The 19,827-nt window shown below is 32.5% G+C and carries 24 protein-coding genes and 1 pseudogene; 15 read left to right on the forward strand and 10 right to left on the reverse strand.

The window, feature by feature from the left end; translation table 11 throughout:
* Positions 1-101: 101 nt before the first annotated feature.
* Positions 102-572: an SMI1/KNR4 family protein gene (locus D9842_RS04740; protein ID WP_373995116.1), complete on the forward strand. Its 471-nt coding sequence runs from the start codon at positions 102-104 to the stop codon at positions 570-572.
* Positions 573-834: 262 nt separating this feature from the next.
* Here the strand turns inward: D9842_RS04740 and D9842_RS04745 are convergent, their stop codons facing one another.
* The gene (locus D9842_RS04745; protein WP_121661504.1) at positions 835-1,260 is read right to left on the reverse strand and encodes a GNAT family N-acetyltransferase; all 426 of its coding nucleotides are present in this window, start codon (positions 1,258-1,260) and stop codon (positions 835-837) included.
* A gap of 164 nt (positions 1,261-1,424) precedes the next feature.
* On the opposite strand from D9842_RS04745, the gene D9842_RS04750 reads away from it, so the two are divergent.
* From D9842_RS04750 to D9842_RS04760, 3 genes are all read left to right on the forward strand, one after another.
* Complete coding sequence (locus D9842_RS04750; RefSeq protein ID WP_121661505.1) at positions 1,425-1,802, forward strand: ACT domain-containing protein; 378 nt, start codon at positions 1,425-1,427, stop codon at positions 1,800-1,802.
* A gap of 235 nt (positions 1,803-2,037) precedes the next feature.
* Entirely contained in the window at positions 2,038-2,847 is an 810-nt protein-coding gene (locus tag D9842_RS04755; protein WP_121661506.1) for a class I SAM-dependent methyltransferase, read from the forward strand.
* Positions 2,848-3,000: 153 nt separating this feature from the next.
* Positions 3,001-3,534, forward strand: a complete 534-nt coding sequence (locus tag D9842_RS04760) for a GNAT family N-acetyltransferase (RefSeq protein WP_121661507.1) — start codon at positions 3,001-3,003, stop codon at positions 3,532-3,534.
* 345 nt (positions 3,535-3,879) lie between these two features.
* Here D9842_RS04760 and D9842_RS04765 read toward each other — a convergent pair whose 3' ends face one another.
* Entirely contained in the window at positions 3,880-4,086 is a 207-nt protein-coding gene (locus tag D9842_RS04765; RefSeq protein WP_121661508.1) for a hypothetical protein, read from the reverse strand.
* A gap of 204 nt (positions 4,087-4,290) precedes the next feature.
* Between D9842_RS04765 and D9842_RS04770 the strand changes: the two genes are divergently transcribed.
* The 3 genes and pseudogenes from D9842_RS04770 to D9842_RS25635 all read left to right on the forward strand — a co-directional run bounded on the left by D9842_RS04770 (position 4,291) and on the right by D9842_RS25635 (position 5,416).
* Positions 4,291-4,638: a hypothetical protein gene (locus tag D9842_RS04770; RefSeq protein ID WP_121661509.1), complete on the forward strand. Its 348-nt coding sequence runs from the start codon at positions 4,291-4,293 to the stop codon at positions 4,636-4,638.
* 326 nt (positions 4,639-4,964) lie between these two features.
* Positions 4,965-5,228 (forward strand): annotated as a pseudogene (locus tag D9842_RS26605) (ATP-dependent DNA ligase); the annotation flags it as partial.
* Positions 5,210-5,416: a hypothetical protein gene (locus D9842_RS25635; RefSeq protein WP_162987294.1), complete on the forward strand. Its 207-nt coding sequence runs from the start codon at positions 5,210-5,212 to the stop codon at positions 5,414-5,416. The pseudogene D9842_RS26605 and the gene D9842_RS25635, both read left to right, overlap by 19 nt.
* Before the next feature lie 253 nt (positions 5,417-5,669).
* Here D9842_RS25635 and D9842_RS04780 read toward each other — a convergent pair whose 3' ends face one another.
* Entirely contained in the window at positions 5,670-5,870 is a 201-nt protein-coding gene (locus D9842_RS04780) for a cold-shock protein (RefSeq protein WP_026560151.1), read from the reverse strand.
* Positions 5,871-6,436: 566 nt separating this feature from the next.
* A complete protein-coding gene (locus D9842_RS04785) occupies positions 6,437-6,613 on the reverse strand; it encodes an aspartyl-phosphate phosphatase Spo0E family protein (protein WP_121661511.1) in 177 nt (58 codons plus the stop codon).
* A 224-nt stretch (positions 6,614-6,837) separates the two neighbouring features.
* On the opposite strand from D9842_RS04785, the gene D9842_RS04790 reads away from it, so the two are divergent.
* The 3 genes from D9842_RS04790 (at position 6,838) to D9842_RS04800 (ending at position 8,751) form a co-directional block, all read left to right on the forward strand.
* Positions 6,838-7,545, forward strand: coding sequence for a cytochrome c biogenesis protein CcdA (locus D9842_RS04790; protein WP_121661512.1), 708 nt, complete (start codon positions 6,838-6,840; stop codon positions 7,543-7,545).
* Positions 7,546-7,737: 192 nt separating this feature from the next.
* Positions 7,738-8,097 carry a response regulator gene (locus D9842_RS04795; protein ID WP_098799184.1) on the forward strand — a complete coding sequence of 120 codons (360 nt, stop codon included), beginning with the start codon at positions 7,738-7,740 and terminating at the stop codon, positions 8,095-8,097.
* A 162-nt stretch (positions 8,098-8,259) separates the two neighbouring features.
* Positions 8,260-8,751, forward strand: a complete 492-nt coding sequence (locus D9842_RS04800) for a CcdC family protein (RefSeq protein ID WP_373995092.1) — start codon at positions 8,260-8,262, stop codon at positions 8,749-8,751.
* A gap of 55 nt (positions 8,752-8,806) precedes the next feature.
* On the opposite strand, the gene D9842_RS04805 is transcribed toward D9842_RS04800, so the two are convergent.
* The 3 genes from D9842_RS04805 to D9842_RS04815 form a co-directional block, all read right to left on the reverse strand.
* Positions 8,807-9,232, reverse strand: coding sequence for a DUF2621 family protein (locus tag D9842_RS04805; protein ID WP_121664941.1), 426 nt, complete (start codon positions 9,230-9,232; stop codon positions 8,807-8,809).
* A 135-nt stretch (positions 9,233-9,367) separates the two neighbouring features.
* Complete coding sequence (locus D9842_RS04810; protein WP_121661514.1) at positions 9,368-9,574, reverse strand: hypothetical protein; 207 nt, start codon at positions 9,572-9,574, stop codon at positions 9,368-9,370.
* Positions 9,575-9,855: 281 nt separating this feature from the next.
* Positions 9,856-10,497 (reverse strand): spore coat protein, encoded by a 642-nt coding sequence (locus D9842_RS04815; protein WP_121661515.1) that lies wholly within the window; start codon positions 10,495-10,497, stop codon positions 9,856-9,858.
* Positions 10,498-10,780: 283 nt separating this feature from the next.
* Here D9842_RS04815 and D9842_RS04820 point away from each other — a divergent pair, with 283 nt between their 5' ends.
* Positions 10,781-11,530 (forward strand): sugar phosphate isomerase/epimerase family protein, encoded by a 750-nt coding sequence (locus D9842_RS04820; protein WP_121661516.1) that lies wholly within the window; start codon positions 10,781-10,783, stop codon positions 11,528-11,530.
* A 128-nt stretch (positions 11,531-11,658) separates the two neighbouring features.
* Here D9842_RS04820 and D9842_RS04825 read toward each other — a convergent pair whose 3' ends face one another.
* Entirely contained in the window at positions 11,659-12,516 is an 858-nt protein-coding gene (locus tag D9842_RS04825) for an AraC family transcriptional regulator (protein ID WP_121661517.1), read from the reverse strand.
* A 161-nt stretch (positions 12,517-12,677) separates the two neighbouring features.
* On the opposite strand from D9842_RS04825, the gene D9842_RS04830 reads away from it, so the two are divergent.
* Both D9842_RS04830 and D9842_RS04835 read left to right on the forward strand, forming a co-directional pair.
* Positions 12,678-13,751 carry a Gfo/Idh/MocA family protein gene (locus D9842_RS04830; protein WP_121661518.1) on the forward strand — a complete coding sequence of 358 codons (1,074 nt, stop codon included), beginning with the start codon at positions 12,678-12,680 and terminating at the stop codon, positions 13,749-13,751.
* A gap of 50 nt (positions 13,752-13,801) precedes the next feature.
* Positions 13,802-14,632 (forward strand): sugar phosphate isomerase/epimerase family protein, encoded by an 831-nt coding sequence (locus D9842_RS04835; RefSeq protein WP_121661519.1) that lies wholly within the window; start codon positions 13,802-13,804, stop codon positions 14,630-14,632.
* Between the two features lie 76 nt (positions 14,633-14,708).
* On the opposite strand, the gene D9842_RS04840 is transcribed toward D9842_RS04835, so the two are convergent.
* Both D9842_RS04840 and D9842_RS04845 read right to left on the reverse strand, forming a co-directional pair.
* A complete protein-coding gene (locus tag D9842_RS04840) occupies positions 14,709-15,269 on the reverse strand; it encodes a peptidoglycan-binding domain-containing protein (protein ID WP_162987295.1) in 561 nt (186 codons plus the stop codon).
* Between the two features lie 83 nt (positions 15,270-15,352).
* A complete protein-coding gene (locus D9842_RS04845) occupies positions 15,353-17,110 on the reverse strand; it encodes an ABC transporter substrate-binding protein (RefSeq protein WP_121661521.1) in 1,758 nt (585 codons plus the stop codon).
* A gap of 110 nt (positions 17,111-17,220) precedes the next feature.
* Here D9842_RS04845 and D9842_RS04850 point away from each other — a divergent pair, with 110 nt between their 5' ends.
* Both D9842_RS04850 and D9842_RS04855 read left to right on the forward strand, forming a co-directional pair.
* The gene (locus tag D9842_RS04850; protein ID WP_162987296.1) at positions 17,221-18,453 is read left to right on the forward strand and encodes an MFS transporter; all 1,233 of its coding nucleotides are present in this window, start codon (positions 17,221-17,223) and stop codon (positions 18,451-18,453) included.
* 139 nt (positions 18,454-18,592) lie between these two features.
* Positions 18,593-19,774: an EAL domain-containing protein gene (locus tag D9842_RS04855; RefSeq protein ID WP_121661523.1), complete on the forward strand. Its 1,182-nt coding sequence runs from the start codon at positions 18,593-18,595 to the stop codon at positions 19,772-19,774.
* Positions 19,775-19,827 lie beyond the last annotated feature (53 nt).

Raw genomic sequence — 19,827 nt, forward strand, 5'->3', positions numbered from 1 at the left:
TCTAAGAAAAATCTGAAAAATACAATGGGGTGTCAAAAATTATTGAAAGGGAATTTTATAAAGGTGAAGATTTTTGGAACGAGGATAGTAAGTATAAACGCATAGAATATCTAATAAACGATAAAGTAATAAAAAAAGCAGAAGAATACTTGGGAATTAAATTTCCTCAGTCATTTATAAATTTAATGAAAATTCAAAATGGTGGTGAACTAAACTATCCTTATTTTATGTTACCTGATCTTACTGAAAAGCAAGAACTACCTAGCATTGAACCTATTCATTTTGAAGAGGACGATGAGAGTATATTATCGTCTAAAGAGTTATTAGCAGATACAAATCTTCCAAAAGAGTTTATTGTACTGTGGACTGATTGTCATTTCTGGGTTGTATTCGACTATCGAAATAAAATAGATAACCCTCCTGTTCTTTATGTGTTTGAGAATTATACAACAGAGGAAATCACATGGGAATTTGTGAAAATAACAGACAGTTTTGATGATTTTTTAAAACAATTATTCCGAGTACCTCCTTTAGATTCAAAACAACTAAAAGGAAGTTATGGACAAAAATAACTACTAAATTAATGGCGGAGATAATTCAAAAAAACCATTATCAGCAATAAAAGAACTAATCTGTAATAACATTCGTGTCTTTTTTATGTAAGAAAGCGCGATTGTTCAACAGGGGCAGTCCCTATCGTGCTAACGTATGCGAGTATTGGAATAAAAAGAGATAAAGAGATAAATTTATTAAATGACAAATTTATAAAAATAAAGACCTCCGATAATAGAGGTCGTGCCAAGAAGGCATTTTAGGTTATATTGAATAGTTCATTCAACTTCCAAGAGAACCACCCATCTTTTCATAAAATCTTTGTGCACGGTAATTATCAGTTGCAGTTACCCACCCCATATGTGCATACGCATTTTCTTTTGTATATTTTTCGCATTGTTTAAACAGTTCTTGGGCTACCCCTGTCCCTCTTGCGATCTCAACTACAAATAAATCATTCATTACAGTTATTTTATCAGCTTTCGTTGTACTAAAACTAAAATATAATGTTGCAAAGCCGAGAAGTTTACCATCTTGTTCAGCTACGAATTGAATACCTCTATTCTTTTCCAGTAAAGTGTCAATTAAATTATGTATGTTTTTAATAGGTGGTTTAGGTCGTTTATAAAAATCAACGATATACTGATACATTAAATCGGTCAATTGGTTCATATCATCTTTTTCTACACATCTGATAATTAAGGACATTATGATTTCCTCTCCCTCTCCTATTTAATACTTATTGTATAAATTTACACAAAAATGTAAAATTATACAATGATACAATTAGTTTTAATTTTATTTACTGAACTAACAGGTGCGATGTTGCGAAAAGGCAGCGAGGTATCCGTTTTAATTAGGAGGCGATAAATATGAATTTAGTCATATTGGAAACGTTATTCTCTGTTGTGAAATTACAAATAACAGAAGAGATACCATCTTGGGCAGGCAAAGGCGAATTCTTTTCAATTACACGTACAAACGAAGAACTCTCAATTGTATGTCCTACATCCATTGTTCCTGTTAGTAATCTAAAGGACGTGGAACATGATTGGAAATGTATCAAAGTGGAGGGTGTATTAGATTTTAGTTTAACAGGAATATTATCTTCTTTAGCTAACCCATTGGCGGAAAACAATATAAGCATTTTTGCTATTTCTACTTTTAATACAGATTACTTGTTGATTAAAGTGCATTCCATAGAAAAAGCAAAATCAGTATTAGAGAATGCTGGTCATACATTTATCTAGTATTAAAAAGATACACAACTAAACGGGGGCTTTAGTTCAATAATATCTTCCGCAATAAAAGCGCCTTTCTTGAACTAAAGATAAGTGTTATTTTTGTTAGTGCAATATTTTTTAAGGACAAAGGTGTAATTCATTTAAGGAATGAGACCCGTAATTATCGGCGTAGCTTAGCTCAAGAAGGGTTCCTAGCTTTTTTATAGAATTAAAGAAGTAAAAGATAGAAAAGGTGAAATTGATGAGCGAAATAATTAACTATTACAATCAATTTGATGAGTGGGGAAGGCTTGAACGTGAACCAATTGAATTCCAAGTAAATTGGCACTATATTAAAAAATATTTACCTAGATCAGGATATGTACTTGATAATGGTGCAGGACCAGGAAAATACTCAATGGAACTAGCCAAAGATGGCTATTATGTAACATTAACAGATTTAACTCCAAAGTTAGTCGAAATTGCAAAAGTAAAGGCAAAAGAAATTGGTTTGGAAGGACAATTTAAAGAGTTCTATGCTGCTGATGCTAGAGAACTAAACATGTTAAAAGATGAACAGTTTGACTCAGCTTTAATGCTTGGTCCGATGTATCATTTGCAGGCAGAAAATGACCGTGTTAAGGCAGTAAAAGAATTAAAAAGAGTGACAAAAAAGAATGGAATTGTTTTTGTTGCCTTTATGCCTAGGGTTAGACATATACTTACATCGCTCTTATCTCCTGAGAATTGGAAACCAAACAATAATGTTGATAATATTCTTCAATTTTCTCAATCAGGGTGCTTTAATCACTCAGATAAGGGACGCTTTACAGGTGCATATTACTTTAATATTGAAGAAATCAACCCTTTTATGGAAGCACAAGGTTTTGAAACACTAGAGTTAATAGGTTCAAATGTAGGAGCAATATTAAACAATGATAGTTGGAATTACTGGAGAGATAAAGGTGAACAAGAAGTTAAGAAGTTTATTGAATTAATAACAGAAAAAGCAAAAGACCCTCATATTCTAGGTATTTCATCTCACTTACTTTACATTGGTAGGAAAAAGTGAAACTAGGTATCATGTCTTTATGATCTTGTCAGGTTAGACGTCTAACACAGTGTTTAGCTTTTTGTGTTTGATTAATGTTGCAGGTTTTGAAAGACTTAAAGTTACGGGGCATTTTATAAAAAAATAAACATCTTGATATAATGGGTGATTAAAATGAATATTGATTTTTTATCAAAACATCCTGATAAGGTAATAGAAGTTTCTGAAATGATTTTTAATGAATTTGTATTGAAAACGGGTAGTGGTATGAAATTTGAAGATGTTGTTAAATACTTTTCTAACACAAACTACAATACACTTCCTATTACACTTATTGCTTTAGAGAACGGAAAATGTTTAGGCACAGTATCAATCTTTGAAAACGACTTAAAAATAAGAAAAATATATAAACCTTGGCTTGCATCTCTATATACAAAACCAGAGTATCGTGGAAGAGGTGTTGGACAAAAATTAGTTTCTAAATCCATTGATATAGTTCAACAATTAGGGTTTAATGAAATTTATTTAAGAACAGAAGATGCATCTGACTATTATATAACTAGAGGATGGACCTATCTTGAAACTGTTTCTGATGATAAACATGAAAAAATTGATGTATTAAAGTTAAAGTGTAATTTAATGAAGAAGTTTTATAAGAATGGGTTTATGGAATCTTCAACGAACGAAGCGCCTTTGTTTAATAATTAGAAGACGTTTTTGTTGTGGTATTGACGTATATTCCGACAAAACAAAAAGGGCTTATGCCCCTTTATTACTTAGTAAGTATTAATGAGTAATTATATATAAGAAGTTTCCAACTGATTCACCGATGCTAGCTGAGAAATTGAACAAACAAAAACAAAGTGCAGTAAATAAAGCTATTAAAGTAAAAGAAATTAGCGAACTATGTACATTTAGATATTTTGATAACTGATCAATCATAAGATTCTCCTCTCTATCTAGTTATATAATAACAGTATTGTTTCTGTATGCAAATTATTGGGTAATTCGCTATTCGCATAAATTGCGTAGAAACAAAAAACGGCCCAGTTATTACTGATCCGTTTCGGAAAGTACTTTTTCGTATTTTTGTACACCTAAATTTAATATAAAGGCAATCATACTCCAAACCAACAGAACTGTTGAAATTACAACAACCGACCAATGGAAGATAGGAGATAGATTAGTATTTGAAACGATGCTCCTTAAGCTTAATCCTACAAGAAACATAGCCCATAGTAACGGTAGATTTTTTACCAATATAGTCACTCCAACTTTACAATATTGTTAAATTATAACATAACACTTAATTTATATCGAAAAATCAAATGGATTTTTACGTCGCAGTGCAAGGATATCTTGAATTAAAGATTTTCAACAATCAAAGCGCGATTGTTGCACAAAGTGATAGCTTTTACATATCGAAGAAGAACTATTAACAGAGTACTTTATAGGAGTGAGATTTTGAAAAAACATATTTTGATTTCTCTTTTAGCCTGCATATCTATGTTTATTAGTGGGTGTAATTTTTTTAAAGGGGATAAATTACCAATAGAGATGGTTGCCTTTAATAGCCTAACAAAAGAGGAACAAGATAAAATTCCTGTGTCTCCAAAAGATTCATCAGTAAAAAAAGTGACTGTAAATGATGAATTAAGTGAACAGCTTGGCAATAATCTTATCGGTAAGAGGCTATATGCAGTAATATTTAATGGTACTGAAACTGATTCTTTAGGCAAACTTATTGTCTATGTGGATTTGAATAAAGAGACAGTTGTGGGAAAAGGTTACGAGAAAAAAATAAATAATTGATTCTCCACAAACGGGCGCTTTTATGTAATAAAAGAGGAGCACATATTATACATGACTAATTTGTCTTCTCTTTATTTTTAAGTATTTATATAATATAGGCCTTGATAAATAATGAAGTCACAGCGATTTATCCTGAATTAATCAATATAGATTTACCTAATGGTACTGTTATAGAAGGTGAAATAGTCGTTTCTGATGAACAGGGTAAACCTGACTTTCAGGCCACAATGGAACGTTTTAGATCCAGGAAAGCGCCGTATGAAATATTATATAATGTGTTTGACATCATTCAATATAATGATTAAAAAGCCGCTCACCTTCCATTATTAGAACGTAAAGAACTGCTGCAAAAAGTAATTCCTACTCATTCTCATATCCATGTAGTACAGTGGCTTCCAGGTAACGCTAATGCTTACTTTGACCTTGTTAAACAAAATCACCTTGAAGGAATTGTTATGAAGCGTTCTGATAGTCCCTATGAAGTTAACAAACGTTCATACAATTGGCTCAAAGTAATAAACTTTCAATATGATGATGTCTACATTACAGGTATACGTAAAGGTGAGTTTGGGTGCTGTTATCATTCCTAGATAGGAGACCTGCTGGAATAATGGAATTTATGCCACCTGAAGCACGTAAAGAGTTGTATTCTATGTATATAACAAACTCAGGAAATGATAAATTTAAGATTATTGAACCTATTGAGTGCCGCATCAAATATCGTAACCTAACTAAGCAAGGTAAATTACGTATTCCATCATTTGTGGAGTGGTTGTAATAAGCTCCACATTACATAATTTATTCTTTACTTAAATTAGTTTGAGGTGGGCGGATCTTCGGATTTAAATATCTACTTCTAAACTTTTTTTAATTTTATTAGGTATTATTCAAATTGTATGCTATCCTTAGTTAACCATTGAAATACCTTTTAGTATGTTTGCCTCCCCCCATTCATTTTAGAGTGGGGGTTTTTTATTGTCTAAAAAAATAGAGAAAATAAAAAAGGACTCTAATATAGAGTCCTTTAATCATTATGCTTTGTTTACGTTAGTAGCTTGAAGACCACGTTGACCTTGTTCTGTGTCAAAAGTAACCTTTTGGCCTTCATCTAAAGATTTAAATCCTTCGCCTTGGATAGCTGAGAAATGTACGAATACATCGTCTCCACCTTCAACTTCGATGAAACCGAAACCTTTTTCTGCGTTAAACCATTTTACTGTACCTTGTTGCATAATTGTTGCCTCCTGTGTGGATTCAATCCACAATTTATTACTATAGTTGCTCAATTAGATATCAAAGGCGAAAGTTTTAAAAAACTTTTTCTTTCCTTACATACCGAACAAAAATAATTCTTATATAGAATAACAGATAATTCTTGGAAAAGCAAATAAGGAAAAATAAAAGACTTTTCACTCACTCGGCTTTTTTCTATATAATAGATAAATTTATTTATTTATGAAAATCAATGATTATCTTAGGGACAAATTTGTTGAAGTAAAAAAAGGGGAATAATCCTATAGAAGAAAGGCAGCTTATTTTGAACCTGCCATTATATATGGACAAATTGAATAATTTTATGGTATGTTTTTCTTATCGGAAAAATGGTCGGACAATAGATCTAATTAAAATTTTTCGATTAGATTATACTCTTATCTCCTTTTATCTTACATCGAACATACTAGAAACCACTTTTCTTGATAAACAAAATAGAAGAGTGGTTTTTATGTTGTTTATAAAATGTAAATTAGTATTCTCTATATAAAGCTAAAGCACGCCTGGTAGCGTGCTTCATCATTTCTTAGGAATAAACCTGATTTTTACGTGGCAAATCCTCTTTAATGTATTGAGTTAATAAGATATCTAGCTCCTGGCTATATTTTATAGATATGGTTGAATTAAGCCCGTACTTTAGGACAATGTCAATAAGCTCAGCTCGTTTCTTTTCAATCAGTTGTAGCATTTCTTGTTTAGACACGAGAACTTGTCCTTTCTGTCAAAAAATTGGAATACTTTAAGTATATCATTTTTTTCTTGTCATAGAAAATAACAATGAGTATATTATAAAGGGTTAATAGGTGGTATGAAAAGAAAAAATTGGCAGATGTTATACAATTGACATAAAAATGTCACAGATTGATACATATATTAGAAAGAAACATTTGCTAGAATAGAGAAGACGTTCTCTTTAGGAGGAATAGTATGGCTGATGTAAATATATTTTTAGCATTTGGAGCAGGATTCCTGTCCTTTATTTCACCATGTTGTCTGCCGCTTTACCCAGCTTTTTTATCTTATATTACAGGTGTTTCGGTAGGAGAGTTAAAAACAGAAAATGCATTGTTACAAAAGAGAAGTTTATTACATACAATTTTTTTCTTATTAGGTTTTTCTTCAATATTTATTGCGCTTGGATTTGGAACATCTTTTATTGGCGAGTTTTTTCAAAATTATCAAGATTTTATCCGTCAAATCGGGGCTATCTTAATTATAGTGTTTGGATTAATGATTGTAGGTGTGTTTAAACCTGAATTTTTAATGAAAGAGCACCGCTTTGAAATTAAGAATAGACCAGCTGGATTTGTTGGCACATTCCTAATTGGAATGGCTTTTGCTGCTGGCTGGACGCCATGTACAGGGCCTATTTTATCGACTGTTATTTGGCTCGGAGCAACAAATCCTGGTTCAGCTATGATTTATATGATTGCCTATATATTAGGGTTTGCTGTACCTTTCTTAGTTCTTTCTTTCTTTATTGGGAAACTAGGCTGGATCAAAAAACATAATGTGAAAATTATGAAGATAGGCGGATATATCATGATTGTAATGGGAATATTATTATTCTTTGATATCATGACCTCTATCATTATCTTTTTAACTCGGATTTTTGGTGGTTTTACAGGTTTTTAATATACTTAGATGAATTTTAATAAATTGTCATTTTAACTATATTATGTTGTGAAATTTGATATAATGGAGGTAGTGTGACTGATATTGCATTGTAGGCTATAGGAATATATGCCACAATTAAGTCAACTGTCAATCGCCTTCAAATAAGAAAGTTTTCAAGCTTTCTTTATCATGTTTGAGGAGGAACTAGGCATGGCTAGAATATTAATTGTTGATGATGCCAAGTTTATGAGAATGACTTTATCTAATATACTTATAAAGGCTAACCATGAGGTTGTAGGTGAGGGGGAAAATGGATTAGAGGCAGTAACTCTTTTTGAAAAAGAACAACCTGATCTAGTTACCCTTGATATTACAATGCCAGAAAAAAATGGTATACAAGCTCTTAAGGAGATTAAGGAAAAATATCCCGATGCTAAAATTATTATGTGTTCAGCGATGGGGCAGCAAAAAATGGTCGTTGAAGCAATAGAAGCAGGAGCAAAGGACTTTATTGTAAAACCTTTTGATGAAAATCGTGTACTTGAAGCAGTCGGAAGGGTACTGGGATAATGAGACAAAAACCATTTAAGTTATTCTTAAATGGTTTTTATTTTTCAACCTTGGAAAGTAGACCTTCTTAGATCTATATTAAATAGAGTGAAAAGTGAAAGATCATCTATGTATATAGATGAATTTCGTATATACTAAAACTAGCAGCTGTCTAGTAAAGGATTGATATTTTTGATAACTATTGCTTCTTCTATTATTGCTGTTGTCATGGCAGTAATTGTTTTATTTATTCGAATGAGGTCAGCTAAAAAGCCGGCTACAGCTAAAAAAATTATATTACCTCCACTTTTTATGAGCACTGGTGCTTTAATGTTTCTTCATCCTATGTTTAGGGTAACAGCAGCTGAATTCTTTGAAGCTCTTTTTGTGGGAATGTTTTTTTCGATTTTTTTAATTAAGACTTCTAATTTTGAAATTAGGGATAATGAAATTTACTTAAAACGATCGAAGGCATTTGCCTTTATTTTAATTGGTTTACTCATTATTCGAATTATTATGAAGTCATTTCTAAGTAATTCTATCGATGTTGGAGAGTTAAGTGGTATGTTTTGGATTCTAGCTTTTGGAATGATTGTTCCTTGGAGAATCGCAATGTACCGTTCTTTTCAAAAGATTCATAAACAACATAGCGCTTCAACAAATATTCGTACATAACCTTGCATAAAGCACAACGAAAAACCCGAAAATCGAATGATTTCGGGTTTTTGTTTTAAAACAAAGCTTTATAAGGGGAATAATCAATTTGTTTTTCTTTCAATCTTTTCATAAGAAACTTATGATCACGTTTAGGAGTAGCTAATATATATCCACGAATAATTAAATCTAAGTTAATCTTTTTTGCGTTTTCTTTTAAAGCTAGTTGACCAATCCTTCCTGCTATTTTTGCCCGGGCTACATCCCGGAATAGTTCTGGGACGGGTTCTACTAACTCTTCTAATAGAATTTTTTCTTCTTCATTCCATAAATGTCGGGTTTTTTCTAAATAGTAATCCTGCCAATCAAGATCTGATTTACCATCTTCTTTAGGAAGTCTTTGTAGAAATTTTCGAAACATAAAAAAACCACCAATGGCTAACATTGAAACTAAAAATACAACCCAAAATAATATGAACCAAAGAAACCAACCTTCTAACATCATTCTTCATCACCTCTTGTTAGTCAAATCCATAAAAATAGGCAGCTAGAACACCTAAAATTAGGTGTATAACTACCAGTTATATCGATTAATTTTATAAGCATATTAATGTAAAAGAAAGCATCTTACTTTTTTCTATTCATGATGCCCAAATGCATGATGTTCTTTTGCCAAGAGGAGTAATGATTTTTTCACAGCTTCTACTTTTTTACGGTCATAAGAAGAGGTCATTAAATCATTTAGTTCAGCTTGAACATGAAACATGGAATGTTTATAAAAAATATCAATACGAATCGTTCCAACATCTGTTGGTAAATAAACAAATTCATATGTACGCGACATACTTGTTCCTCCTGAAAAAACACCAATTTAGTATTCATTTTATAGCTCGTTCTCTATACTTTTAATAATAGCAGATAATATGTAGTTTGGCACTATTTTGATGACAAAAAGAAAGCGGCAAACAAAATGTTTGCCGCTCTAGTCCCTTCCGATCCGTACATTGGTTAAGTGTCCCGCAACAAGCGCGAATGATTCGGAAGGGATTATTAATAAAATATCATAAGTACTATTTTCTGTAAACAGGAAATAGTAGGGGAAATGATAACACTACAAATTCTTACTTACTGCATCATATTAGTGTTTTGTTGACTCATTTGCGTATTCTGTGTAGTAGTATACGCGCCAAGCATTTGATTCATATCTTGTTGTTGAAGTTGTGGAACTTGATAATAGTGATTTTTATTTTGATATAAGAAAATTTCATAAGCCATTTCAATAAAGTTTGGTACACTGTCAGCGATAACTCGACGTAATACAGGGTTTGTAATTTCGCAAGCAGACATGCTTAATAAGCCAGCCATTGATTTACATTGACCAAGCATAAATGAGGATACACATTGGTCTCCTAATTCATTTATAGACTGAACAGGTTTTTGAGGTTGAGAAGGCTTTAGACCATAAAAAACATCATTACTTTGTTGCATATTAAAGACCTCTGTAGAATGCGAGGGTTTATTACCAGTTGAAAAGGATTCAACCATGATGTTATAACAGTCACTAATAAACGAATATTGACGTTGAAGAATATTCTTTAGTTCTGGATCCTTTATAAATTGGCTGTACATTAAATATTGATCCAACATCCCAATCATGCCTGAAATTACTTCTTGTGATTCAAACATTTCATGTCCACCATGATTCATTTTAGGTTGCATATTAGGAGATTGCTGCATCATGACTTGTTGATTCATTTGGTTTTGCATTATTTTATCCCTCCATTTAATTTAGTACATAACTATAATTCTCAATAGAGTTTAAAAACATGTAGTTAAAATCACAAATAAAAAAGGGAAGATTCCCATAAACTTTTACTATTAAAAATACTATATATAGATGTGATATGTAACATAGTGAAAATGAATTGGGAACAAAACAAGCCTTATAATAAGTAGAGAGAAAAAATTCCCCAAAATGTATTTGAATGTGAAATTAGGTTTATTTTGGTGTATGATAACAAGGAGACTATGTTAAGAGAGGGAGAACGAGATGAACAATTCAATAGCAGTACAATTATTTACTCTAAGAGAAGAATGTGAAAAAGATTTCTATGGAACTTTAGAAAAAGTATCAGAACTTGGCTTTAATGGTGTTGAATTAGCAGGTTATTATGGAAAAGATGCTGAAGATTTAAAAAGCACGCTTGACCGACTTGGTTTAGTAGCAGTTAGTAGTCATGTTTCACTTGAGAGAATGGAAGAAAATCTTGAGGCTGAATTAGAGTATTTAAAAAAACTTAATTGTAAAAATATTGTATGCCCTTACCTTGTTGAGGAAAGACGGTCTGAGTATGATCAACTTGCTAAGTTTTTAAACGAAGCTGGAGAAAGAAGTCTTCAAGAGGGGATTTCGTTAAGCTATCATAATCATGATTTTGAATTAGAAAAAAGCGATGATCGTTCTCATCTTGAAAGACTTTATGATGAAACGAGCCCAGAATTTGTTAAGGCTGAACTGGATGTATATTGGTTAACATTAGCAGGCCAAGATCCAGTTGATTGGATGAATAGGTATAAAGGCCGTATGCCGTTAATTCATTTAAAAGATATGACAACAGACGATGAGAAAACATTTGCTGAGTTAGGAACAGGTGGAGTAAACATCAAAGGTATTTTAGATAACATTGAGCAGGCTCAGGTTCAATGGATGGTTATTGAGCAAGATAAATGTAAACGTTCTCCATTAGAAAGTATCGAAATAAGCATTAATTATTTAAAGAATGCATTATCAAATAGATAATTGGAAAAGAGCATACTTACATGGTATGCTCTTCTCTTATTGTATCAGGTCAGAAAAAAGATATTGAGTTCCTTTTGGTTGTTAAGCTGAAGGTGAGTTTTCATTTTTAGGTACATTTAATTCTTGCCTTAGAGAAGCTTGAGATTTTCTATAAGCTGTTGGAGTAAGTTTTTTTGTTCTCTGAATACACGAGAGAAGGTTTGAAAACTCCGATAACCTACTTCTAAAGCAATATCAGTAACTGGAATAATAGTGGAAGTTAATAAACTACATGCATGGCGAATTCGTACTTCATGTAAAAAATGAACAAAATTTTGGCCGAGTTGTTCTTTAAATAACTCACTTAAATAGGGAATACTGACGTGAAATTTCTTAGAAAGACTTGTTAGGGTGATATCTTCATGATATTGAAGATGGATATAGTGGACAACATCCCATATTACCTTTTTCTTTGTTGAGTTTGAGTTCTTGGGTGTAACTGAATAATTTTTCTTGCGAATACGTTCAACTAAAACAATGACCTCAGCCAACTTTGCCTTTAATAAAATATGTTTATATGGCTTATTATCGGTATATTCAATAAGCATGTCATGAAGCATTTTTTTTATATGTATAAAGTCTTCAACATCTAATGCTATATATGGTTCAATTGACAATTGATCTGTATCTGATAACAAGCCTTGCAAATCCAGATCATGTAAGAGTCTTAAATCGAAAACGCAATTAAATAAAATGAGTGAAGTGTTTTTGGCTGATATAATTTCATGAATTTGATAAGGCAAAATAAAAGTAAATGTACCGGGTTGCATGCGATGTTTTTTTCCATTAATAATTTCAAAACCTTCTCCCTCAATCACTAAAGAAAACTCAAGATAGTCATGTCGGTGAGATGGAAAACTTGTGTGAATATTGTTTATTGATAGGTGAAATGGAAATGTTGTATTCATATTAGGGTACTCAGATAAGTACATCGGGAAATTTGTCATGGTAACGTTTCCTCCTATCAGAAGAATTGAGATATATAGATGAAAAATTGATCAGCATTTTTTTATCTTTTATTTTATCATAAATGTAAACGCTGTTATTGATTTATTACAGAAATCTTCTAAGGAAAATGTAATTTAATACATAAAATGGAGGTATTACGATGGAAATACAAAAAATTCGACTTGGAATAATTGGTGCGGGTGCTATAGGAAGTGTTCATTTAACAACCTTTTCCAAATTAGGTGAGGATGTGACCCTTCAAGGAATAACAGATGCTTATCTTCCATTAGCTGATCAAAGAGCAAAGGAGTTTGGAGTAAAACAAGTTTTTTCAAGTGCTGAGGAATTAATTCACGATTCAAATATAGATGCAGTTATTATTGGTGTCCCTAACAAATGGCATGCACCTCTTGCAATTCAGGCTTTAAAAGCAGGAAAACATGTGCTAGTGGAAAAACCGATGGGCATTAACAGTGAAGCAGCTAAAGATATTGTAAGAGCACAACGTGAAACAGGCAAGGTTGTCATGGTAGGTCACCAGATGCGTTGGCAGTGGAATATTCAGCAAGTAAAAGAACAAGCTGAAAAAGGTGCTTTAGGAAGAATTTATCATGCAAAAACAGGTTGGTTTCGCCGTAAGGGAATTCCAGGTTGGGGAAGCTGGTTTACGACAAAATCAGAAGCTGGTGGAGGTCCATTGATTGATATAGGGGTTCATATGCTGGACTTAGCTTTATATTTAATGGGAAATCCAAAGCCAGTATCAGTATTCGGTTCCACTTATGCTGAGTTTGGTCCGAAGAAAAAAGGAATCGGTAATTGGGGAACTCCTAACTGGGAAGGTCAATATGATGTTGAAGATTTAGCAACAGCATTGATTAAAATGGAGGATGGATCAACATTATCTCTCGAAGTTAGTTGGGCAGTAAATATGGATACAAGTAATGAACCGTTTATTCATTTAATGGGATCTGAAGGTGGAGCGTCATTAGGTGGCAACAGTGCCAAAATTCTTACAGAACAATTTGATCGTCCAATTGATATTGAGCTATCTCCAAAACCAAATGAAGAAGAAGATCGTGTTCAATTAAGTAGACATTTTGTTGAATGTATTCGTAACGGAAATCAACCGATCACATCAGCAATGACAGGGTTAACTAATAATCTTATTCTGGATGCCATATATGAATCTTCAAAAACAGGTCGTGAAGTAGTCCTGGATTGGAATATCTAACTTTTACGGTTCTCCTTTGTGCTGGGGGAATATAACAAGGAGTGACTTTCATGTTAAGAGGATTAACGAAAGCTGGGTTAGGGGAATTCGAAGATGATAAGCAATTGATCGAATTAGCGGCTGATTATGGATTTCAATCTGTTGATCTTGATGCTAGAAGTTTTATTACTACATTTGGTTTGGATCATGCAAAAGAAATACTAAGTGAGAACGATGTCTCAATTGGTTCAATTGGGCTTTCGGTTCAGTGGAGAACATCGGATGATGATTTTTCCAGCAGTTTACCCAATCTCATTTTGGAGGCACAAGCAGCAAAAGAACTTGGGTGTTCACGTTGCTGTACATATATATTACCCTCAACAGACTTAAAGTCCGCACATTTAATGAGCCTAGCGGTTAAACGCTTAAGAATTTGTGCAGAAATTTTAAGTGCGTACGATATCCGTCTTGGTTTAGAATACGTGGGTCCACATCATTTAAGAGGTACGTGGAAAAATCCATTTATTTGGACACAAGAGGAAACATTAAGTCTTATTGATGCAATAGGTTTACCGAATGTAGGATTATTATTAGATTCATACCATTGGCATACAACAGGTTTATCAAGTGATGACATTGCCAATTTAAATGAAAGTCAAATCGTTCATGTTCATATAAATGATGCTGCTAATTTACCTGTTGAAGAACTTAAGGACAACGAAAGATTGTACACAGGTGAAGGCATTATTGACTTAGAATTGTTTCTTAAGAGTTTACAGAAAACGGGTTATAAAGGACCGATAGCTCAAGAAGTTTTAACCTCGAAACAAGCAACACAATCAATACACGAAATTTTAAGACGTTCAAAAGCAGGGTTTGATAGGGTATTTAATAATTTGTAGGCGTAAATAAACATGAGAAACCTCCAGCAATTTAAAGGAGGTTTCGTTTCGTTATGTCAAAAAATATAACTGAAAACTATTCGTTTAAAACTTTTTCCATAACCGCTTTTGTTTTCGGTCCAAAAACTCCGTCATTAGTAAGCTCTGGAAATCGCTTTTGAAACTGAATGATAGCCTCTTTTGTTTGCTGACCATAGATTCCGTCAATAACAACGTTATAACTCATATCATTTAAACCTTTTTGTAGAGTTTTTACTGCTTCACCTCTACTACCTAGTTTTAGCATTTTTTCATCAAATCCAAATGAATTAACCTCTTTGGACAGAGAAGCATGTGTATTTGGTCCATAAATTCCATCAGCTTTTAAATTGTTTTTGGCTTTTTGAAAAGCGAGTACCGCTCTTGTTGTATTTGGTCCGAAAATTCCATCTTCAGATAATTCTGCGCCCATTGCTTTATTTAAAGCCCGTTGCATAATTTTAACATTCTCTCCTTTTGATCCTTCTTTAAGAATTGAGGATAGATCAAAAATTTCATATTGTAAACTTTCCTGGGCATTAACCCCTGTAGAGGGTATTCCTAAAAATAAAGCTGATGCTGTCACAATTGTTGCAGTTAGACTTTTCCATTTATACAAATAAATCATCTCCCTTTGTTTTGACTCTTCACATATAGAACGAAAGATGTTTTTGTATTGTTTCAATTTCAAACTGCCTAAATTTATAACTCGAGAGGATCTATCCAAACGGAATGAAAGTTAGTTAAACCGTAAGAATCAAAAGATACACCTTTTAAAGACGAATGATAATGCAGTGTATTTGTTGCGTGGTAAAGAAAATGAATAGTATGATCTTTCTTTAGGATTTCTTCAATTTGTAAGAAATAAGATATTCTTTCATTTTTGTTCTTCTTCAATTTCATAAAAGCAAGCTCCGTATCAATGATCTTTTTTGTTTCATCATGAAAGAAATTTCTAATAAACGAATGATCACTTTTGAAGAGTGTATATAATCCAACCTCAACATCACGATCCAATATAACTGATAACAAAACGAAATCGGAATTAGATATTGTCTCATGGTTGTCATGCGAAATCGGCGTAAGGGAAATGTTCAACCCAATCTTTTTTGCTTCTTTTTGGATCCAGCATGCACTTTCATACCCTTCATTAAGGTTAAAATAATAAAGCTTAATAATCTCACCAGCATAATGACTTTTTTGTAAATAATTTTCAGCAATGTCCAAATGCTGTGAATCACTGTTTACTTTTTTACTATATGGTGTTAGAAAACTTGTTGCTGGTATACGCCGGTTTCCCTTTAGCTCATTCACTAAATGACTTGGATTAATGAGATGTTTTATACACAAACGAAAGTAACTATTAGATTGATAGCCGTTTTTTGTCTGATTAAATAATAGAAAACGACTTCCTTCTAATTTTTGTTTGTGGATGACAGACTTTTGTTGCTTTTCACCTATCTCCAGTGTTGAAGCATTATTAGGAGCATCGTTGCTTTTTTGCATCCAAATATCAATCGAATCAATTAATGGTCTTTCTCGAAAATAAGAATCAAAGGCTACTAGACGAATAAAATGTTTGGTATGCTCCATCACTCTAAAAGGCCCTGTTCCGTTTGGTAGGTTATGTTTTTTATATGAATGGTGAAGAACCGAACAGTGAAAGGAAGTTAACACTCTTGGGAAAAACAGGTTTTGCTCCTTAAAGTAGAAGGAAATAGTGTGTTCATCATTTATCTCGACCTTTAATAAGTCATCTAGTAGGGGAGTGATACTTGTATGTTTACCAACCGTAAGCAGGTACTCGAATGTGAATTTCACATCAGCAGCTGTAAATATTTCGCCACGGTGGAACATAACAGATTTTCTTAAGTAAAAAGTCCATTTTTTTTCATTGTTATCATAATTCCATGCGTAAGCTAAGCCAGGACTTAATTTTTGTTCACGATGATCATAGGTAACAAGTGTACTATAAATTTCCTTCACTAAATGAGCCTCTGAGTATAGAAGAACATCCATAGGTGTTAATGTAGTAATTTCTTGTGATAATAAAATCTTTATAACGTTAGTGGAATCTTTTTTTGATTTCTCTATTTTGGGACCAAGCTTTATTGATAAGATGGTATATAAACTTTTCCGTCCTTCTTCGTTCAAATAAGAGGCATTAATAAAATTTACAACATCGATTATCTTTTCTTCAGAAACCATTTCAGATACATATTCTTCTGCTGATTCAATGAATCCTTGTAAAAAAAGTAGTGTTGATTTTTTTCCACGACCTCTACCAGAAACCCATTTTAATTTATGAGCTGTACTTAATTTTTTTATTAAGTAATTTGCATTTCTTTCGGAAATTGAAAGTATTTCAGCAACTTCCTTAAGAGTGATCGTAATTTCTTCGTTATTTTCATAGTGATCAAATATATTTCTTAAGATTAATAGATGTTCGATCTGTTTCATATATCCTCCAGATAAAAGGTGCAATACATACTTTGTTTTTTCACTTTTTAGTTATTGTATTTCAGGTTTAAATAAATAATAACAGATAATTGTGAATGGGGGATGTGAGGATGATTGAATTACTTAAAGATAAAACCTATTTAAGGTATTGGTTGGCAGTTGTTGTGTCATTTTTAGGAGACGCAATGACGATAACGACTGTTTCATTCCTTATTGGTACAACTGTGGAAAATCCATTGTTAATCGGATTTGTATTTGTTGCTCAATTACTTCCTGCTGTAATTCTTGGGCCATTAATAGGGCCTTTAATAGATAAATATTCAAGTCGGAAAATGATGATTTTTTCGGATGTTTTTCGATGCTTCATGGTATTAAGTATGATTTTATTTGTTGATAAACCACTCGTTTTGATTTGTCTCACTCTTTTACAAGGGATAGGTACAGCGTTTTTTGAACCAGCGAGAATGGCATCAATACCAATAATAGTTGGAATAAATCGTATACCAAGTGGTATTGCTTTGTTTCAAACAACGGTTGCTGTTATCAAATTAGTAGGACCTGTACTCGCTGGCTTATTATTAGCTTTTCAATCGCCTAGTTTAGTATTTATACTTGATGCATCATCCTATATTATTTCTGCATGTTTAATATTCAGCTTAAAAATTTTAAAAGCTCAAAAAAAAGATCATAACACAAATTCATATTTTAATAGTCTTTGGACCGGAGTTAGGGAGATGATCAAAACTTCAATTCTATTATTTATGATACTTTTGTTGTTCCCGGTTCTGATTGGTTATGGTATGTTTTTAACAAATTATAAAGCTGTATTGCTTCAATATTTTCAAGTATCTAATATAGAGTTCGGAATTTTAGAAGGGATATTTGCATTTGGAACGGTAATCGGGGCAATCGTAGGTTCTTATGCTATGAAAAAAATTGTACATTACCAATTATTATATATTGCAATTGGTACACTTGGTCTAGGTGTTGTCAGTGTTTATGGCATTATAAAAGTAGACGTAATGTTTAGTCAGTCTGTCTTCTTTATACTAGGGGGATGGAGTTTCATTACAGGCTTAGCCAATGCTTTATTGATGGTCCCGACAAGTTCGATCTTTCTACTACATTTACCTGAGGCTATTAGAGGAAGAGGAACGGCCATTTTTTATTCTATTTTCAATTTGTTTTTATTAGCCGGTACCCTTCTTGGGGGCTTTATTGCAAGTTCAATCAATATCCTGCTTGCGTTGATCCTATCTGGAGGGATACTACTTATCACAACCATCTCTTACCCAATATATAAAAATACATCATTGATGAGGAAGGTGAAAAAACAGCTATAACAAGGTGAATTAATTATAGATACAATACAAATATATGTGACTGGCTTTATTTTTATAGGTGTCGTAAATATGTATCACATGTGACATAGTCGTGTTATAATTAGTGACATGGTTTTTAAATCTATCGGAGCTGATACAGATGAATACACTAGAAGTTATGACAAATTTAAATAAAGTCATCCCCTATTTCCAAGCCATTTTCAGTGCAGATAGTCATACAATTATCGGTTATGAGGTTTTGGCTAGAATCGAAACAGATGATGGGATAGAGAGTTTAGGTCCTTTTTTTCATGACCCGACGATACCAATGGAATTTAGTCTTGAGGTGGATGCATTTATCCATGAAAAGGCGTTGGAGGTCATACTTAATAAAAAAGAAGATGTTCTACTGTTTCTAAATGTGAATGCAAATTATGTGATGATTGATAATGGGGAAGGTCTTCTTACCAGGCTTTTAACCTTTCGTGAACGTGGTCTTATGCTTTCAAAAATAGTAATAGAATTAACTGAACATAATGTTAATGGTGATATGTTAATGGTGGCCACACTATGTCAAAAAATAAAAGCTTTAGGTGTAAAGATTGCAATTGATGATGTTGGGGTTGGAGCAAGTAATTTAGATCGAATTGGAATGCTTGAGCCAGACATATTAAAAGTAGATATTCATGCGTTAAAAAGCAATCAACAAACAACGTCTTATGATGGGGTATTGTACTCGTTATCTTTACTAGCTAGAAAAATAGGGGCAGAGTTATTGTTCGAAGGTATTGAGAATAGTGATCAATTTTACTATTCATGGAGTAGAAATGCAAGGTATTATCAAGGATACTTCTTTTCAAAACCTCAAGGTATATTAATAGAAAAAAACATCCTTAAAGAACGATTTAAGAAAGATATCTATCATTTTATAGAACTGGAACGTAAGAAGTATAAGTTAGAATATCAGTTATCTCATCAGTTAAATGAAAAATTAAACTCTTTAACACAGTCTGTACCAATTGATCATAATTTAGATGAATGGTTATATAAGATAGCTGTGAACCTAGAAGAAGAGTGTTTTAGAATCTATATAACGGATAAAAATGGGTACCAAATGACTTCGAACGGAATGAGAGTTAATAAAGATTGGATGCTCTTACCTGCTTTAAAAGGGAGTAATTGGAGCTGGCGACCCTTTTTTATTGAAAATCTTATAAGGATGGATGAGGAGAACAAAGGGATTTTATCTGATGTATATAGTGATATTGAAACAAGTGAGAGTGTCCGAACTTTTTCTTTTCCTATTGATTATCAGCTTTACTTATTTATTGATATACGCTAGAAAATAACCTTTAGCCGAAAAAGAGCTAAAGGTTATTTTAAATTTTTAAAAAT

This window comes from Metabacillus litoralis (assembly GCF_003667825.1).
Taxonomy (GTDB): Bacteria; Bacillota; Bacilli; order Bacillales; family Bacillaceae; genus Metabacillus; species Metabacillus litoralis_B.

Excerpts from the sequence above, each read along its gene's own strand:
- D9842_RS04760 (WP_121661507.1), top strand. The coding sequence starts at position 3,001 with ATGAATATTGATTTTTTATCAAAACATCCTGATAAGGTAATAGAAGTT.
- D9842_RS04805 (WP_121664941.1), bottom strand. The coding sequence starts at position 9,232 with ATGTTAGAAGGTTGGTTTCTTTGGTTCATATTATTTTGGGTTGTATTT.
- D9842_RS04795 (WP_098799184.1), top strand. The coding sequence starts at position 7,738 with ATGGCTAGAATATTAATTGTTGATGATGCCAAGTTTATGAGAATGACT.
- D9842_RS04825 (WP_121661517.1), bottom strand. The coding sequence starts at position 12,516 with ATGACAAATTTCCCGATGTACTTATCTGAGTACCCTAATATGAATACA.
- D9842_RS04855 (WP_121661523.1), top strand. The coding sequence starts at position 18,593 with ATGAATACACTAGAAGTTATGACAAATTTAAATAAAGTCATCCCCTAT.
- D9842_RS04810 (WP_121661514.1), bottom strand. The coding sequence starts at position 9,574 with ATGTCGCGTACATATGAATTTGTTTATTTACCAACAGATGTTGGAACG.
- D9842_RS04755 (WP_121661506.1), top strand. The coding sequence starts at position 2,038 with ATGAGCGAAATAATTAACTATTACAATCAATTTGATGAGTGGGGAAGG.
- D9842_RS04750 (WP_121661505.1), top strand. The coding sequence starts at position 1,425 with ATGAATTTAGTCATATTGGAAACGTTATTCTCTGTTGTGAAATTACAA.
- D9842_RS04835 (WP_121661519.1), top strand. The coding sequence starts at position 13,802 with ATGTTAAGAGGATTAACGAAAGCTGGGTTAGGGGAATTCGAAGATGAT.
- D9842_RS04790 (WP_121661512.1), top strand. The coding sequence starts at position 6,838 with ATGGCTGATGTAAATATATTTTTAGCATTTGGAGCAGGATTCCTGTCC.
- D9842_RS04845 (WP_121661521.1), bottom strand. The coding sequence starts at position 17,110 with ATGAAACAGATCGAACATCTATTAATCTTAAGAAATATATTTGATCAC.
- D9842_RS04780 (WP_026560151.1), bottom strand. The coding sequence starts at position 5,870 with ATGCAACAAGGTACAGTAAAATGGTTTAACGCAGAAAAAGGTTTCGGT.
- D9842_RS04745 (WP_121661504.1), bottom strand. The coding sequence starts at position 1,260 with ATGTCCTTAATTATCAGATGTGTAGAAAAAGATGATATGAACCAATTG.
- D9842_RS04820 (WP_121661516.1), top strand. The coding sequence starts at position 10,781 with ATGAACAATTCAATAGCAGTACAATTATTTACTCTAAGAGAAGAATGT.
- D9842_RS04850 (WP_162987296.1), top strand. The coding sequence starts at position 17,221 with ATGATTGAATTACTTAAAGATAAAACCTATTTAAGGTATTGGTTGGCA.
- D9842_RS04815 (WP_121661515.1), bottom strand. The coding sequence starts at position 10,497 with ATGCAAAACCAAATGAATCAACAAGTCATGATGCAGCAATCTCCTAAT.
- D9842_RS04830 (WP_121661518.1), top strand. The coding sequence starts at position 12,678 with ATGGAAATACAAAAAATTCGACTTGGAATAATTGGTGCGGGTGCTATA.